The sequence below is a fragment of the Candidatus Kaiserbacteria bacterium genome (assembly GCA_016699245.1).
GTDB lineage: Bacteria > Patescibacteriota > Minisyncoccia > Phycocordibacterales > UBA918 > Damh-18.
In genome coordinates this window covers 282528-297150 of record CP064968.1, presented here as the reverse complement: position 1 = coordinate 297150, position 14623 = coordinate 282528, and the positions used below count along the sequence as shown (strand labels likewise).

The window sequence follows — 14623 nt, the reverse complement described above, 5'->3', positions numbered from 1 at the left end:
TATTCCCTAGGGTTCCCCTAGGGAATAACTGTTTTGATTACAGTCTTGTTTTCCTAGGGTTTCCTGGGGTAACCCTAGAAAATCAAAGCATGTTATGCTTTTACTATGAAAGAACCACTCGATACACCAGAGGAATTTTTTGTAGTGCAACGCGCAAAGAGTTTTACGTATGCATTGCGAGGTATTTGGCTTTTGATGAAGACAACACCCAATGCGTGGGTGCATGTGGTCGTTTTTAGTATTGCGTTGGGGCTTGGCTTCTATTTTGGGATTATGAAGACCGAATGGATACTCCTCATCCTTGCAGGCGGATTTGTACTCACTGCAGAGGCCTTTAATACCGCAATTGAAATTGATATTAATCTCACCTCGCCTAATTACCACCCCTACGCCAAAGACACCAAAGACGTAGCCGCCGGCGCCGTGCTTATAGCCGCCATCACTGCACTCGTAATAGGAATACTTATTTTTGTGCCGTATGTGGCGTAGGGGGAGTATTCACGAGGTCCGACCTCGGGCGCGAAATTAAAATGTCTCAAAGTAACCCCTTTACAAATTAAAAACTTGTCATACTATTATCGAGTGGAAGTGTTCGTTACATAGATTTTTTTAGGAGACTAAGCAATGGCTACGACTGCGGTACAAGAATGTCTTGCAAAGGTTCATCACCTCTTTTCAGAAGCGGATGAAATCGAGAATATGTGTAAGCAATGCGAGCACATTATCGATTTACTCTTTAAGCTTTATAATGATCAGAATGACGCAATCGGGCGCTTTGCAAGAGAAAAAGGTTTTGCAGATGATCATCCTCTGGCAACGCTCGAAGATCTTTGGATTTCTGACTCTGACGGAGTGGATCGCTTCTATTCAGAATTTAAGGAGAAGAACCCTGTACAGTACGAAGAGATAAGGAAGAGTTTTGACTTTTTTGTCTTTATGCTTTTACAAATGCTCTGGAAATGCGACCCAACGCATCTCTATCTTTTGGAAAAAAGGCTTGGTCATACAGTTGGGGCGGCTGATCTTTCTTTGTATTGTGATAATCCTGAAGATCCAGAAGCAGGTGCGCTGCGAAATTTACGTAGAAGGCTCAGACCTTTTGTTGAGGAAACCACAGAATAAAATGAAATGAAGAAGATACCCAGTGGCGGGCTACATGTTTTGTGTAGCCCGTTTTTTGTATGTTTTCTGGTGTGAATGGAGATAATATCGAACTTACTCTCACTACAATAATGTCCTTAGTGAGGACAGCACGAGAATAATAGCGACAGTCATGAACGATACGGAAAAATGAAGGGGCAGGGATTAGACTCTTTCTCACTCCAACTTAGTGAGATAGATTGACATTTTAGTTAAATTAGCTAAAATGGCTATTATGACTAATAAATCTATTACTGCAACAGAGGCAAAAAATCGTTTCGCCGATTTGGTTGATTTAGCGCGCATAGAGCCAATCACCATCACTCGCAACGACAGACCGGTGGCTATTGTGCTATCTCCAACTGAGTACGCCAGACTCACTACATCAGACGATGCATATTGGGGGGAGCAAGCGAATAGGGTGAGCGCCCATGAATTTATTTCCGCTGCCGAGAGTCAAGATTTCTTAAACACGATACTCAATGCACCAGATAAAGCTTCATAAACAAGTTGCAAAGTTCGTAGTCGGTCTACCTCCCAAGCAGCAACGTCAAATTGCTGCTGCATTAATTTCTTTACAAGAAAACAACCTACCTCAGGACGCAAAAAAGTTGCAAGGCTATCCGTACTACCGAATTGATTGTGGTGAATACAGAATTATCTACAACTGGGATGATGTAATGATTAATGTGTACGTTATTGGCAAAAGGAACGACGGTGACGTGTATCGAAAATTTCAAAGGAAGTTTTAATATTTTACTAAGGTTACACGAGGTGAGTGGTAACAAAAAACATAAATATATCTCACTTTAGCACTAAATTAACGTTTTCTTAAAAAATGTTAATTTACAATTTTGCTAGTGATAATTAAACTATAGTGTGGGAAGGCAAAAGTGCAACAACGCAAAAGAAACTAGATAGCAGATGCAGGCGTGGATGCATTCATGGGAGAAATTATGATGGTATCTACATACAGAACTGAGATACCTGGGTATCCAATCTCGTATACTCCACCAAGAGGGTGGACATGTAAGGATCCCTTTCAGGTTCCCTTGAAGTGAAATAAAAGTGAACGCGTAGTTAAATTGTAATCATACATTTCAATCATTATGGAATCAATACTTATAACGCTCGGAATCTTCCTTCGCGCCTTTATTGTTATTAAGTTCGACTTTAATAAGTTTCGGAAAGAGATCATTGCTATTGGATTATTCATCGCAATCTTTATTTCCAATATAGTAGTACCGAGTCAGGTAATGGATTTGAGATTATTAATCTCGTACCTTTTGTTTCAGTGCTTCTTGGGGTAATGTTCGCTCGACAAATGCTCTCTGGAGTCTATATTGTCAATTCCTTAGTATTTTGGGCAGTTGCACTCTACTTATTTTTAGTAAACACCTCAATACAACTAATACTTGATAAGTGGTTTTTGACTTTATATGCTTTATTAATCGTGATATTTGGAGGAATTGCATTACATTCTTTAATTAGGAGATCTGCTATTTCAGCCATCATTCGATACATTGCTTCAGTTTCATTTCTGCTTTTGAGTATCGTAACCTTTTTTCTTCTCTCCAATACACTGTATGCGTCACACGCAGACGGAACATTGAGTCTCCTTTCAAGTGTGTTATATGGTTTTATCTCACTACAATTTTACGCATACCTGGTGTATTTGATTATTGCGCTTATACCAACCCCGGCAACGAACAATCACAGTATTATTAATCAAGACTCTTTTGAAGGATTGGGCTTTAATACCAAAATGCGTTCAGCACTTGTCTATGGTGGAAAAGTACTTATTGCTAATGTTTTTTCAATAAAAGACCACATCAAGGTGGTAGTGTTCTCGATAGTTCAAAAAAACTATCAAGAACACAGGTTGCAGTAATCTTCTTATTATTTTCACTAGTCCTAGCGACTAATTATTTTGCCAAATATATTGATCCCATACTCATCTCAAGTGCAGTTCTCGCACTCGTAGGTGCTATATCTAATGAAAGTTCCAGAGGGTAACCCTAGGGAACGAGTTGACCAAATCGTGTAAAATGCGTATTATATTCGGGTTCTGAATCTTTCAGGAAATGGGCCTGTACTCGCAAAGCGACGCGGGCCCTCATTCGGACAAAATAAAAATAAACTTTTATTTTGCCCCTCATTTCGGGCCTGTACTCACTTCGTGACGCAGTGCCCGGCATTCGGAAAATGGAAAAGTAAACTTTTCCCCTTCCTCATTTGGGCCCGTAGCTCAGTTGGCTAGAGCGTCTGTTTTGCACTCAGAAGGTCGCAGGTTCAATTCCTGTCGGGTCCACCAATAAAAAATACCAGATTCTTTCTGGTATTTTTTATTGGAAGGGGTCGGGGGGATTGAAGACCTCGAACAGTTGCTGTGAGAGGTGTACCGAACATGTAATGTTCAATTCCTGTCGGGTCCACAGTTACAAAAATACCAGTCTTCTTGACAGGTATTTTTGTAACTGCCTGGGTGTGGCTGGAATTGAAGACTTTGTGAGAGATTTTACGAGTGTAAGCGAAGTAAAATATCCACAAAGTGTACCGAACATGTAATGTTCAATTCCTGTCGGGTCCACCAATAAAAAATACCAGATTCTTTCTTGTATTTTTTATTGGAAGGGGTCGGGAAGGGAGAATGAAGATATTGCAAAGTTTTTTGACTTTTATATAAAATACTGTATAGTATTTTTTGCTTTAAATTTGTTATTTTCATCGCCAAAAGAGCAAGCATTTTAGGCTTGACTCACGTACTAATCAAACCCAGAAAGGAGTTACACCGTGCAAAGAGAGAAAGATGACGAAATAATTGGCAAACGCGTTCGAGTCAAAAGTTGCGAAGCGCGTAACCATGGCGACAACAATGGGTGCGTCTGCCATCTTATCGGCAAAGGTAGTCGAAATCAAAGAACGGTATGAAACACCCTGGGCTGGCACTGCCTCATATCACATCAAAGGCATGACGCAACGCGTCCGTCGTAGCGAGGTCACGCTTTTGAAGGATCAGTCCACACCTCTGACTACCCCGACTACATCCGTCAAGAAACCATGGAATCCGTTTAAAGTGTTCTTGTGGTAATGACCAGTACCAATCATCCAAATATTGTCATCTCTTTCCCGGTAATAATACAGGTGGCCACGATTCCCCGTCCTCTTTCTATTATCACAACGCCAAGCCCTGCGAATGAGTCTTTTTTGACTTTTTAAAATTCGCGGGGGTTTTTATGTGAGCCAAGGGGGGGGGCTTGTCTTTTTTGCTGTTGATATTCCCCCCCCAGGAGGTGGGGTGGTGAGTTGCGTTCAAAAGGCAAGAAATACCCAAAGTAATGCCTTTATTTTAGGACGTACATCTGATATGATGCGCGAAAATGATGAATATTGCACATGCAGCAACTGAGGGTGGAATTGCGATTCACCTGAGTGCGCCTGTTTTGGGGCACTTTTTTGACATACCGATTACGAGCACTCTTGTGATGGTCTGGTTTGTTATGGCTATACTCATCGGAATTGCAATCTATTCAAAGCACACACTGAAGATGGTACCGTCTCGTGGGCAGGTGGTTGTAGAGGCTCTTATTGGGAGCACGTATGAATACATTGCAGAGACACTTGAAAGTCGTGAACTTGCGCGAAAGTATTTTCCGCTTATCATGACTGTCTTCATCTTCATACTCTCACTCAATTGGCTTGGACTACTTCCTGGCGTGAGTTCAATCGGCATTCACCTTGAACTACATGGTGAACAAACACTTGTACCTTTTTTATATCCCGCAAATACTGACCTCAATATTACACTCGCCTTTGCACTCATAGCATTTTTCACAATTCAATTCTCTGGGATTGCGGCTATTGGTGCCTTTAAGTACGCGGGGAAGTTTATCAATTTTTCTTCACCACTTGCATTTGCCGTGGGGCTCATTGACCTCATCTCGGAGATAGCGCGCCTTATCTCATTCTCATTCCGTCTTTTTGGAAACATCTTTGCGGGGAAAACGCTCCTTGTGGTAGTGATTTTCTTTGTACCCTATTTTGTTCCTGTACCTATTATGGCTTTTGAAGTCTTTGTGGGATTCATTCAAGCATTTGTGTTTGCGATTTTGACGTTGTTCTTTATCAAAATAGCAACTTCAGAACCGGCGCATTGATTCCGGTAGAAACTTTTTCTCACAGGGGAGAAAAAGTTTCTACAGGAATGAATAGTGGGTACTCTCGAGCAGTGAAGGTTTCACTTCTCGTATTGTCCATTAGAAATAATTAATTAGATCACATGACAGAAATCGAAATGGGCCTTCAGGCAGCAGAATTGAGTGCCGAGGCCGTCAAATCAATCGCTATGGCTGTTGCTATCGGCGTCGGTGTATTTGGTCCTGGTATTGGTATTGGTCTTCTCGTGTCAAAGGCACTTGAGTCAATCGGCCGCAACCCAGAAGCATCAAAGCAGATTATGACTCCGATGTTCATCGGTATCGCAGCGGTAGAAGCGCTTGCAATCTTTGCGTTGCTAGTAGCTTTTGTTATCAAATTCGCTTAATAATCCAGTGTTTCGAGCATGTTGCTCGAAATGGTGAATTTATAATTTTATTTAGATTTATGGAAGAAATCATCCACGCATTTGGCATCGACTGGCGACTCATCGTCATTCAGATTTTGAACTTCAGCATCCTCATGGGTCTGCTCGGGTATTTCTTGTATACACCGGTTCTCAAAATGCTTGCTGACCGTGAATCAAAAATAAAAAAGGGTATAGAAGATGCTGAGCATGCTGCACAGGCGCGCACTGACGCGCTTGCGGAGAAAGCGGTGATTGTGAAGGAGGCACACACAGAGGCAGGTGCTATTTACTCACGCGCAACGCTGAGTGCTGAAGAAAAGGAGAAAGCGATGCTTAGAGAAGCAGGAGAGAAAATCGCTCGCGATATTCAGAACGCGAAGCAACTTGCCGCAGATTTAAAGACACAAGCACTCAAGGAAAGTGAGGCGGAAATAGCAAAGGTTGCATTCCTTGCTGCAGAAAAAGTTCTCGTGTCACAACTTTCAAAATAATATGCACATCAAAGAGTACACAGAAGCCGCATACGAATCCATCACTCAAGGTATGGATGTTGAGGCTGTGCTCAATAACCTAGAGGCATTACTCGCGCGGAGAGGCTTGGGGAAGATGTACCCACGTGTATTGCGTGGTTTACTTGAAAAAATTGAGCGTAGGGAAGCAGGCGACACGCCAAAAGTGTTGATTGCACGGGAAGTGGATATGGAGCGTCAGCGCGGTGCAATAGAGGCCGCAGTGGCTCGCATAGTCCCAGAAGGCACATACAGTGTACAGACTGATGAAACCATTATCGGAGGATTTATCGTCACAGGAAAAGGAAAGCGGATTGACCATAGTTACAAAAGCACATTATTAGACACCTATCACAGACTAGTAGATTAATATGAGCACAATCATTGAGAGGATAAAGAAGGAAATCGAATCAATCAAGCCCGAGAGTGGACTTGAGGAAATGGGAACCGTGGTCGCTGTAGGCGACGGCGTGGCTGAGATTGAAGGGGTTAAAGATGCACGCATGATGGAAATGGTGCTCTTTGATGACACTGAAGGACGCTCACTCAAAGAGAGTATGGAGCATACGGGATCTCTTTTTGGTCTTGTGCTCAACCTCGAAGAAGAGTCTGTGAAAGTAGTGGTGCTTGGCGATGCGTCGCGCGTACACGAAGGTATGCTCGTGCGCCGCACGGGGAAACTTCTCAGTATCCCTGTGGGTGATGACATCGTAGGACGTGTGGTGAATCCACTTGGAGAAATTCTTGACGGAAAGGGAGCGTATACGAATACACGCGCTATGGCTATCGAGCGTGTTGCGTACGGCGTGATGGATCGTTCTTCAGTGAACGAGCCTATTCACACCGGTATCAAAGCAATCGACTCAATGATTCCTATCGGCCGCGGACAGCGCGAACTCATCATCGGTGACCGTGCTACCGGAAAGACGATTGTGGCTATCGACACCATCATCAATCAAAAGTACGAGCCAAAGGAGAAGCGCCCTATCTGTATCTATGTTGCTATCGGACAGAAGGAGTCAAAGACCGCACGTATCGTACGCACCCTTGAAGAGCAGGGGGCAATGGAATACACTATTGTGGTTTCCACTTCTGCCGCAGATCCCTCACCACTCCAGTTCCTTGCACCATTTGCAGGAGCGGCTATTGGTGAATATTTTATGGAGAAAGGCCAAGATGCACTCATTGTGTATGATGATTTGAGCAAGCACGCGGTGGCGTATCGCCAGATGTCGCTCCTCCTTCGGCGTCCACCAGGACGCGAGGCCTATCCTGGAGACATTTTTTACCTACACTCTCGCCTCCTTGAGAGAGCAGCAAAACTTTCAAAGGAACTCGGAGGAGGCTCACTTACTGCACTTCCTATTATTGAAACACAGGAGGGTGACGTGTCCGCGTACATTCCAACCAACGTGATTTCTATTACCGACGGACAGATTTTCCTAGAGACCGACCTCTTCAACAAGGGTATCCGTCCTGCACTCAATGTGGGTATCTCAGTATCACGTGTGGGATCGTCTGCACAGACAAAGGCAATGAAAAAGGTGTCCGGAAAGATTCGCCTTGAGCTTGCACAATTTCGTGAGCTTGAAGCCTTCATGCAGTTTGCCGGAGACCTCGATGAAGATACAAAGAAGCGTATTGAAAGCGGTCGCAGATACACAGAACTTTTGAAGCAAGACCAACACCAAACACAACCCTTCTACTTGCAAGCAATTTCTATCTTCGCCGCAAACGCAGGCATCCTCGAGGGTGCGTCTGTTCCTAATGTGCGTGTTATTGAAAAGGAATTTCTCGGCATGATGGAGCGCGACAAACCAGAGGTGATTGAGTTCATCAAAAAAGAGCGCACCATCAGTGATGAGATTGATGCAACACTTAAGGAGGCAATAGTCACCTTTCAAGTCTTCGTTCGCACATCTGTACCAGTAATTTTGTATGGCACTCAAGCTGATTAAAAACAAAATAAAGTCGACTGAGCGCACGAGCAAGGTGACGAAGGCGATGGAGGCGGTTTCTGCGGTGAAGATGCGCAAGAGCCAAGAGCGCGCGCTCAAGGGAAGACCCTTTGCACAGGCGTCACTTCGTATCCTCGAAAACATTTCACACAGTCTTGATATTCAGCACCACACCTTTCTTACGAGTGATGTGGGTACGCATGATTGTCTCGTCGTAGTTACTGCCGACAAAGGACTTGCAGGAAGTCTCAATAGCGCCGTACTCAAGGAAGCGACACAGTTTCTTTCGTCACGAGAAAAGGACAGTGTTGAAATTGTATGCTTTGGAAAAAAAGCGTATGAGTATTTCTTGCGCCGCGGCTACACGGTACCCAAACACTATCTCAACGTAAGTGATGACGTGAATATAGATAGTATGGAGGAGGTTGTCTCACATCTTACGATGGAATTTAGGACAGGAAAATACAAGAATGTGCACTTGATATATCAGCATTTCAAGTCCACTTTTGAGCAAAATGCAACCACGCGTCAAGTGCTTCCCATCAATTTTGAAACGGTGCGCCTCATGATACGCGACATCCTCCCCAAGCATGGAAAGTATAGTGACCACACGAAGATGAAGTACTCTCCCGTATACACCATCGAGCAAAATTATGAAACGCTCTTTGATTCCATCTTTAGCTCACTCGTGGAAATCATGCTCTACCACGCACTCCTTGAGTCAAAGGCGAGTGAGCACTCCGCCCGAATGGTCGCCATGAAAAACGCCACCGACAAAGCCAAAGACGTAGCAAAGATCCTCACGCTCAAGTACAACAAGGAGAGACAAAGTGTGATAACCGCAGAGGTATCAGAAATAACTGGCGGAATCGAAGCGATGAAGACGTAAGCAATCATCAAAAAGAAATTTAATTATTTATCATTTACTATTTAATATTCACCGTATGACTACAAAATCCACCGAAGGAACAATTACGCAAATCATCGGTCCAATCATTGACGTCTTTTTTGCTGACGGCGTACCGGGCATTGGCCATGCGCTTAAAGTGCAATGTGAAGACGGGAAGACATTGACCGTAGAAGTGGCACAGCACCTTGGTGGCAACCGTGTTCGTACAATCGCCATGCAGGACACCGCGGGTCTCACCCGTGGACTTGCAGTACTCGACACTGGCGCACCAATCAGTGTGCCCGTGGGTGAAAAGTCCCTTGGACGTCTCATGAATGTGCTTGGTGAAACACTCGACGGCTTGGGTGAAATCAAGGATGCACCGACACTTCCCATTCTCAGAAAAGCACCGCATTTCACCGAGCAGTCCACAAAGACAGAAGTGTTTGAGACCGGTATCAAATCTATCGACCTTCTTGCTCCATTCATCAAGGGAGGAAAGGTGGGGCTCTTCGGAGGAGCGGGAGTGGGGAAGACTGTTATCATCCAAGAGTTGATTCGCAACATCGCTACCGAGCACGGTGGGTACTCGGTATTCGCGGGAGTCGGCGAGCGTGTGCGTGAGGGTAACGACCTCTATCACGAGATGAAGGAGTCAGGCGTACTCGAAAAAACGGCACTCGTATTTGGACAAATGAATGAAGTGCCAGGGGCACGTGCGCGCATCGGCCTTACGGGACTTACCATGGCAGAATACTTCCGCGACGAGGGAGGGAAGGATGTGCTGTTCTTCATGGACAACGTTTTCCGCTTTACACAGGCAGGGCAGGAGGTGTCATCACTCCTTGGTCGTGTATCTTCAGCAGTGGGCTATCAGCCAACACTCGCAGAGGAAATGGGACAAATGCAGGAACGCATTACCTCTACCACAAAGGGCTCTATTACTTCAGTACAGGCCGTGTATGTTCCCGCCGACGACCTCACTGACCCCGCGCCAGCCACTACGTTCTCTCACCTTGACTCTACCGTGGTGCTCTCACGTGCACTCGCGTCACTTGGTATTTATCCTGCTATTGACCCCCTTGAGAGTAAGTCATCGGCGCTTGACCCACTCGTGGTCGGACGTGAGCACTACGACGTAGCTCAGGGTGTGAAGCAAGTGCTCCAAAGGTACAAGGACCTTCAGGACATTATTGCGATTCTCGGTATTGAAGAACTTTCTGACGAAGACAAGCAACTCGTGTACCGCGCGCGCAAGATTCAGCGTTTCCTCTCACAGCCATTCTTCGTGGGAGAAGTATTTACAGGAACTCCCGGTACGTATGTGCCACTCAAGGAAACCATTCGTGGCTTCAAGGAAATTCTCGAAGGAAAGCACGACGACATAGCAGAGCAATCATTCTATATGAAGGGAAGTATTGACGAAGTTACAAACGCAACATGACCCAACAATCTACATTTACCCTCACTATATCACGCGTTGATGAAATGCTCTTTTCGGGTGCCGCACACTCAGTCACCCTTCCGGGTGAAAAGGGACAACTCACTGTCCTTGCCCAACATGAGCCTATTATCACACTACTGAAAAATGGTATTATTACGGTCCGCACGAGTGAGGGCGAAGAGACCTTTCCAATCGGAAAAGGCATTTGCGAGGTGAGCAATAATCAGGCGACTGTCCTCGTGCAATCATAAAGAGCCTATCCACTAACCCCACCTACTTCGTTATCTTCGTCGTAAAAACATTCATCGTACATCAAGTACGCCTCATGTTTTTTCTCCTCGATGCCTCGTATCTGGTGTTATTGGATAGACTCTTGATTACTATTTTAAGATATTTGTATGTTTGAAAAAGCAAAAGGTTTTATGATGAAAAAGTTGCTTGAAAAGCAACTCAAGGATGCACCTCCAGAACAGCGTGAACTTATCATGACGCTCATCGAGAAAGATCCAAAACTCTTTGAGAAGATTGCGAGTGAAATGCAAGCAGAGATTAAGTCCGGAAAAACACAGATGGCCGCTGCAATGAAAGTGATGCCCAAGTACCAAGCAGAACTCAAAGCCCTCATGGGTGACAAAATGCCTGGAGGCGCACAAGGCCCCACTGCAAAATTCAACCCAAACGGGACGATTCATCGTTAAACTTCTTCACAGTTTATAAAAGCGCGTGGCAAAGCGGCGCATTTTCTGTGGTACCATATTTGTAATGAAAAAAATCTTGGTCTTCTTAGGTAACCCTACGAATAGTTCTTTCTCCGGTACTGTGGCAGACACCTACGAAGAGGCTGCACGTCTCGCGGGACATGAGGTAGAGCGGATCAATGTAGGGAGCCTTGCCTTCGACCCTGTACTTCACCGAGGATACAAAGAAATACAACAATTAGAGCCAGACCTGCTCCATGTACAAGAAGCAATCAGATGGGCAGACCATATTGTATTTGTATACCCGAACTGGTGGTGCTCTATGCCTGCTTTAATGAAAGGTATGTTTGATCGTATGTGGCTTCCTGGCTTTGCATTCAACTTTGATCCTCAAACTAAAAAAGTCGTCCCGCATTTAAAAGGGAAGACTGCACGAGTTTTTATTGTAAATGGCTCTCATAGCCCATTTATGACCTGGTGGAAATTTGGTGACTACACCAACGAACTTGCTCATGGCATCTTGGGCTTTGCAGGCATTAGTGCTTCCGTCAAAGCATATGGCCCCACTGAGCGCGTCGATGACGCAAAGCGCACATCATGGCTGAAGCAAGTTACCCTTTTCGCACAAAAGGGAATATAAAATCAGGATTCTTCAAGCCTGACAAAGGGCTACCCTTCGCAAAACAATCTTAAATCAATTAGCAGTTATTGATTTTTCTGATATATATTCATGTATTGACACTGTCACTACATTCTATATAATAGCATTATGAAAACACAAGACACAATACAAATTAGAATTGACTCAAAAACAAAAAAGGCTGCTCGCGCAACGCTTGATGAGTTGGGTATTGATATGTCGAGTGCAATTACATTGTTTTTAACAAATGTTGTCCATCGAAAAGGAATTCCACTTGATTTGCTCACTGAAAATGGTTTTACCCTTGCTCAAGAGCGAGCGCTTATACTTGAAACAGAGTTAGCCAAGAATTCTGCAAAACGTTTTGCTACCGTTGATGCTCTCATGAGCGACTTGGAAAAATAGGATATGGTGTACGAGATTGTCAGAACAAAACGCTTCAAAACTGCTTATAAGAGAGTCAAACAATTAAACAGTTTCAAAGAAGATGTATTTGCAGAAATCGTTCTCACATTAGCATCAGGTTTAGCACTTAATGAAAAGTATAGAGATCATAAACTCACAGGAAATTTAAAGGATTTTAGAGAGTGTCACATTGCTCCCGATATTTTACTCCTCTATCAGATTGATAACGGAATTCTTGTGTTAACACTCGTGAGTATTGGAAATCATGCTCAAATATTTAAATAAATTAAAACCACCCTCCTGCCGAAACAAGAGGGTGACTCTCAGGGCGAAGGGTGGCGCTATCTACATGTCGTCGTCCGAGTAGAACGTTTCGTAGTGAGCGTTCTCGCTGATCAACTTGAGATGCACGGAAGTATTGAACTTCTCAGCGAGCCTGACAGAGACTCCCTTCAGGAAGTCAATGTCTTGGTCGCCATACACCTCCAGAACCCATTTGCCATGAGTCGCACTCCTTGCTTCGTTAGAAAACCAGAGCACGCCCATGAACCGGCGGCGAGGGAGGCAAAAAATCTTCTGCCACCAGTTCAGCTGAAGAGCCGAATTAGCATCCAGGAGACCGAGCGCGCTTTCTGTTGTCAGTTGTTGGCATGATATGCCAGTACAACTCGCGAAGGCAATGTTGGGGTATTCTTCCCGCAAGAAACGTCCCACTTTAATGATGAGAGTCTCTGCAAAACTAACTTTTGTATTTGACATCAGGGTATCCTCAGTTGAAGGTACAAGTATGGCTTCGCCATACACCCACCCGAACAATTCAGGAAAGTTTATTAATAATGTCACATATAATGATATTGTCAAGTTTCAGTCTTGACGCACCTGTTTTCTGATGTAGTATTGCTTTGTCAGCACTTGCTGAATTTTTTCATTTTTGGAGAAAGTCAATGGATACCAATGCACCGCTTGGAAATAAATTTCTCATGGCTGACGGCAGTACCATGACGCGAGATGAAATTCTCACGCTCACAAAGAGAAGCCACACCGTCATTGCCTATGGAGTCTTCGGAAAACCTGCAGTCAAACCGCTCTTTTTGATTCAACATGCGAAGTCACTCATTACCGTGAATGGCGATACAAAGGACGCTGAAATCACTGTCGAAAAGCTCCATCTTGCTGTCATCAGAGCAACTCATATTGTGTGCAAGTTCGGTTCAGCCAAGATTAGTCATCGGCCCATGAAGGGTTAGTCAGTCACACTCCTCCATAAGAGAAAAGAAACAGCATGCCCCACAAGAGTATGCCACCCGCAAAGACAAAATCTTTGCGGTTTTATAAATTTGTATGTGTATATGAATTAACTTAATCAAAAAAACCGCGGTTGCGGTTTTTCTAGGATTATAGTGTGAGGAGTCGCTACGCGACCCCTCACCGCTAGAATGAATCACATAGTGATAACTACAGGGTCGCCCACTTGCCCCAAATGAAAGAACTTTTTTGCATCACCATTCGCTACCCTGATGCAGCCATGCGAGGCTGGATGTCCAGGCAACTTTCCTTCGTGGATGAAGTAATGTTCGTGGAAATGCATACTCCGCGGCATCGGAGCAGGCCTCCCTTTCTGGTCCTTATATCTGCGCGAATAATGCATGAACTCCTTGCTCTTTATACTGAAGTACCCAGTGGGGGTTCTGTGGCCCTGCGCCCCACTAGAGATTTTCGCACAGTGGAGCGGTACACCATTTCTGAAGTAGCAAATACTTTGAGCTTTGCCGACTGAGATTGAGAATCCATCCGGTATCGTCTCAACATCAAAATGTGTTGCGGAGGTAGAATCCTCAACAGCTTCTTTGATAACAGAATTTGCTTCAGATACCAGTGACTCCTCGACAGCAGAGGTGGCGTGGCTGAAACTAAGAACAAACAAAATCAAAATGTACTGAAGAACATTGGACTTGCGCACGATAGTCTCCTCGTAAGTAGTGTGTGGCAAAACGCCACATACAGTATAGATATAATTTTTCTAAAATCAAACAGTCTATCACAATCAATATAGTACTGAGTTTTCAAGAAATGTATTCCGTGTGCAATGTATACTACAAACAAAACTTGTACGAAAATCAAATGCATGTTAAAAAACGTATCTCTTCACAGTTGCAACTATAATTGTCTTCTTCATGAAAATCGCTATCACATCGGTATACGCTAACCCCCTTCATCCGGGGCATATAGACTGTCTCGAACTTTCCAAGCAACTTGCTGATGAACTGTGGGTGATTGTAAACAACGATCATCAGGCAGTACTCAAGCGGGGTGTCCCAAGTTTTCAAGATGAACAATTTCGTCTTAGAGTAGTTGATTCATTAAAAATGGTTGACC

21 protein-coding genes and 1 tRNA gene are annotated in these 14623 nt (G+C 44.2%); 20 read left to right on the top strand and 2 right to left on the bottom strand.

What is annotated here, in order from left to right; genetic code table 11:
• Positions 1–105: 105 nt before the first annotated feature.
• The 19 genes from IPH92_01450 to IPH92_01360 all read left to right on the top strand — a co-directional run bounded on the left by IPH92_01450 (position 106) and on the right by IPH92_01360 (position 12532).
• A complete protein-coding gene (locus IPH92_01450) occupies positions 106–489 on the top strand; it encodes a diacylglycerol kinase family protein (GenBank protein ID QQR65229.1) in 384 nt (127 codons plus the stop codon).
• Between the two features lie 135 nt (positions 490–624).
• Positions 625–1122, top strand: coding sequence for a hypothetical protein (locus IPH92_01445; protein ID QQR65228.1), 498 nt, complete (start codon positions 625–627; stop codon positions 1120–1122).
• Positions 1123–1375: 253 nt separating this feature from the next.
• Positions 1376–1645, top strand: coding sequence for a type II toxin-antitoxin system Phd/YefM family antitoxin (locus IPH92_01440; GenBank protein QQR65227.1), 270 nt, complete (start codon positions 1376–1378; stop codon positions 1643–1645).
• Positions 1623–1892, top strand: a complete 270-nt coding sequence (locus tag IPH92_01435; GenBank protein ID QQR65226.1) for a type II toxin-antitoxin system RelE/ParE family toxin — start codon at positions 1623–1625, stop codon at positions 1890–1892. Before IPH92_01440 ends, IPH92_01435 begins: the two co-directional genes overlap by 23 nt.
• 701 nt (positions 1893–2593) lie before the next feature.
• Entirely contained in the window at positions 2594–3031 is a 438-nt protein-coding gene (locus IPH92_01430; protein QQR65225.1) for a hypothetical protein, read from the top strand.
• A gap of 346 nt (positions 3032–3377) precedes the next feature.
• A tRNA-Ala gene (locus tag IPH92_01425) sits at positions 3378–3454 on the top strand.
• A gap of 507 nt (positions 3455–3961) precedes the next feature.
• Complete coding sequence (locus IPH92_01420; protein ID QQR65224.1) at positions 3962–4231, top strand: hypothetical protein; 270 nt, start codon at positions 3962–3964, stop codon at positions 4229–4231.
• 289 nt (positions 4232–4520) lie between these two features.
• A complete protein-coding gene (gene atpB / locus IPH92_01415) occupies positions 4521–5297 on the top strand; it encodes a F0F1 ATP synthase subunit A (GenBank protein QQR65223.1) in 777 nt (258 codons plus the stop codon).
• 137 nt (positions 5298–5434) lie between these two features.
• Positions 5435–5683, top strand: coding sequence for an ATP synthase F0 subunit C (atpE, locus tag IPH92_01410; protein ID QQR65442.1), 249 nt, complete (start codon positions 5435–5437; stop codon positions 5681–5683).
• Positions 5684–5742: 59 nt separating this feature from the next.
• Positions 5743–6195: an ATP synthase F0 subunit B gene (locus IPH92_01405; GenBank protein QQR65222.1), complete on the top strand. Its 453-nt coding sequence runs from the start codon at positions 5743–5745 to the stop codon at positions 6193–6195.
• Positions 6155–6583 carry a F0F1 ATP synthase subunit delta gene (locus tag IPH92_01400; protein ID QQR65221.1) on the top strand — a complete coding sequence of 143 codons (429 nt, stop codon included), beginning with the start codon at positions 6155–6157 and terminating at the stop codon, positions 6581–6583. Before IPH92_01405 ends, IPH92_01400 begins: the two co-directional genes overlap by 41 nt.
• Before the next feature lies 1 nt (position 6584).
• Positions 6585–8171, top strand: a complete 1587-nt coding sequence (locus tag IPH92_01395) for a F0F1 ATP synthase subunit alpha (protein QQR65220.1) — start codon at positions 6585–6587, stop codon at positions 8169–8171.
• Positions 8152–9060 carry an ATP synthase F1 subunit gamma gene (atpG, locus tag IPH92_01390; protein ID QQR65219.1) on the top strand — a complete coding sequence of 303 codons (909 nt, stop codon included), beginning with the start codon at positions 8152–8154 and terminating at the stop codon, positions 9058–9060. Before IPH92_01395 ends, atpG begins: the two co-directional genes overlap by 20 nt.
• Positions 9061–9115: 55 nt before the next feature.
• Positions 9116–10504: a F0F1 ATP synthase subunit beta gene (gene atpD / locus IPH92_01385; protein ID QQR65218.1), complete on the top strand. Its 1389-nt coding sequence runs from the start codon at positions 9116–9118 to the stop codon at positions 10502–10504.
• Positions 10501–10755: a hypothetical protein gene (locus tag IPH92_01380; protein ID QQR65217.1), complete on the top strand. Its 255-nt coding sequence runs from the start codon at positions 10501–10503 to the stop codon at positions 10753–10755. The genes atpD and IPH92_01380 overlap by 4 nt, the downstream gene beginning before the upstream one ends.
• A 147-nt stretch (positions 10756–10902) precedes the next feature.
• Positions 10903–11202 carry a hypothetical protein gene (locus IPH92_01375; protein QQR65216.1) on the top strand — a complete coding sequence of 100 codons (300 nt, stop codon included), beginning with the start codon at positions 10903–10905 and terminating at the stop codon, positions 11200–11202.
• A gap of 64 nt (positions 11203–11266) precedes the next feature.
• Positions 11267–11842, top strand: coding sequence for an NAD(P)H-dependent oxidoreductase (locus tag IPH92_01370; protein ID QQR65215.1), 576 nt, complete (start codon positions 11267–11269; stop codon positions 11840–11842).
• Positions 11843–11971: 129 nt separating this feature from the next.
• The gene (locus IPH92_01365) at positions 11972–12247 is read left to right on the top strand and encodes a type II toxin-antitoxin system RelB/DinJ family antitoxin (protein ID QQR65214.1); all 276 of its coding nucleotides are present in this window, start codon (positions 11972–11974) and stop codon (positions 12245–12247) included.
• A gap of 3 nt (positions 12248–12250) precedes the next feature.
• Positions 12251–12532, top strand: coding sequence for a type II toxin-antitoxin system YafQ family toxin (locus IPH92_01360; GenBank protein QQR65213.1), 282 nt, complete (start codon positions 12251–12253; stop codon positions 12530–12532).
• 60 nt (positions 12533–12592) lie between these two features.
• On the opposite strand, the gene IPH92_01355 is transcribed toward IPH92_01360, so the two are convergent.
• A complete protein-coding gene (locus IPH92_01355; GenBank protein ID QQR65212.1) occupies positions 12593–13006 on the bottom strand; it encodes a hypothetical protein in 414 nt (137 codons plus the stop codon).
• A 143-nt stretch (positions 13007–13149) separates the two neighbouring features.
• Between IPH92_01355 and IPH92_01350 the strand changes: the two genes are divergently transcribed.
• The gene (locus IPH92_01350; GenBank protein QQR65211.1) at positions 13150–13494 is read left to right on the top strand and encodes a hypothetical protein; all 345 of its coding nucleotides are present in this window, start codon (positions 13150–13152) and stop codon (positions 13492–13494) included.
• A gap of 194 nt (positions 13495–13688) precedes the next feature.
• Here the strand turns inward: IPH92_01350 and IPH92_01345 are convergent, their stop codons facing one another.
• Positions 13689–14237, bottom strand: a complete 549-nt coding sequence (locus IPH92_01345) for a L,D-transpeptidase (protein ID QQR65210.1) — start codon at positions 14235–14237, stop codon at positions 13689–13691.
• Between the last annotated feature and the right edge of the window lie 386 nt (positions 14238–14623).

Bases quoted from the DNA above. Each gene is read 5' to 3' on its own strand.
- IPH92_01445 (QQR65228.1), top strand. From the start codon at position 625: ATGGCTACGACTGCGGTACAAGAATGTCTTGCAAAGGTTCATCACCTC.
- IPH92_01450 (QQR65229.1), top strand. From the start codon at position 106: ATGAAAGAACCACTCGATACACCAGAGGAATTTTTTGTAGTGCAACGC.
- atpE (QQR65442.1), top strand. From the start codon at position 5,435: ATGGGCCTTCAGGCAGCAGAATTGAGTGCCGAGGCCGTCAAATCAATC.
- IPH92_01370 (QQR65215.1), top strand. From the start codon at position 11,267: ATGAAAAAAATCTTGGTCTTCTTAGGTAACCCTACGAATAGTTCTTTC.
- IPH92_01405 (QQR65222.1), top strand. From the start codon at position 5,743: ATGGAAGAAATCATCCACGCATTTGGCATCGACTGGCGACTCATCGTC.
- IPH92_01355 (QQR65212.1), bottom strand. From the start codon at position 13,006: ATGTCAAATACAAAAGTTAGTTTTGCAGAGACTCTCATCATTAAAGTG.
- atpG (QQR65219.1), top strand. From the start codon at position 8,152: ATGGCACTCAAGCTGATTAAAAACAAAATAAAGTCGACTGAGCGCACG.
- IPH92_01360 (QQR65213.1), top strand. From the start codon at position 12,251: ATGGTGTACGAGATTGTCAGAACAAAACGCTTCAAAACTGCTTATAAG.
- IPH92_01395 (QQR65220.1), top strand. From the start codon at position 6,585: ATGAGCACAATCATTGAGAGGATAAAGAAGGAAATCGAATCAATCAAG.
- IPH92_01365 (QQR65214.1), top strand. From the start codon at position 11,972: ATGAAAACACAAGACACAATACAAATTAGAATTGACTCAAAAACAAAA.
- atpD (QQR65218.1), top strand. From the start codon at position 9,116: ATGACTACAAAATCCACCGAAGGAACAATTACGCAAATCATCGGTCCA.
- atpB (QQR65223.1), top strand. From the start codon at position 4,521: ATGATGAATATTGCACATGCAGCAACTGAGGGTGGAATTGCGATTCAC.
- IPH92_01435 (QQR65226.1), top strand. From the start codon at position 1,623: ATGCACCAGATAAAGCTTCATAAACAAGTTGCAAAGTTCGTAGTCGGT.
- IPH92_01440 (QQR65227.1), top strand. From the start codon at position 1,376: ATGACTAATAAATCTATTACTGCAACAGAGGCAAAAAATCGTTTCGCC.
- IPH92_01380 (QQR65217.1), top strand. From the start codon at position 10,501: ATGACCCAACAATCTACATTTACCCTCACTATATCACGCGTTGATGAA.
- IPH92_01375 (QQR65216.1), top strand. From the start codon at position 10,903: ATGTTTGAAAAAGCAAAAGGTTTTATGATGAAAAAGTTGCTTGAAAAG.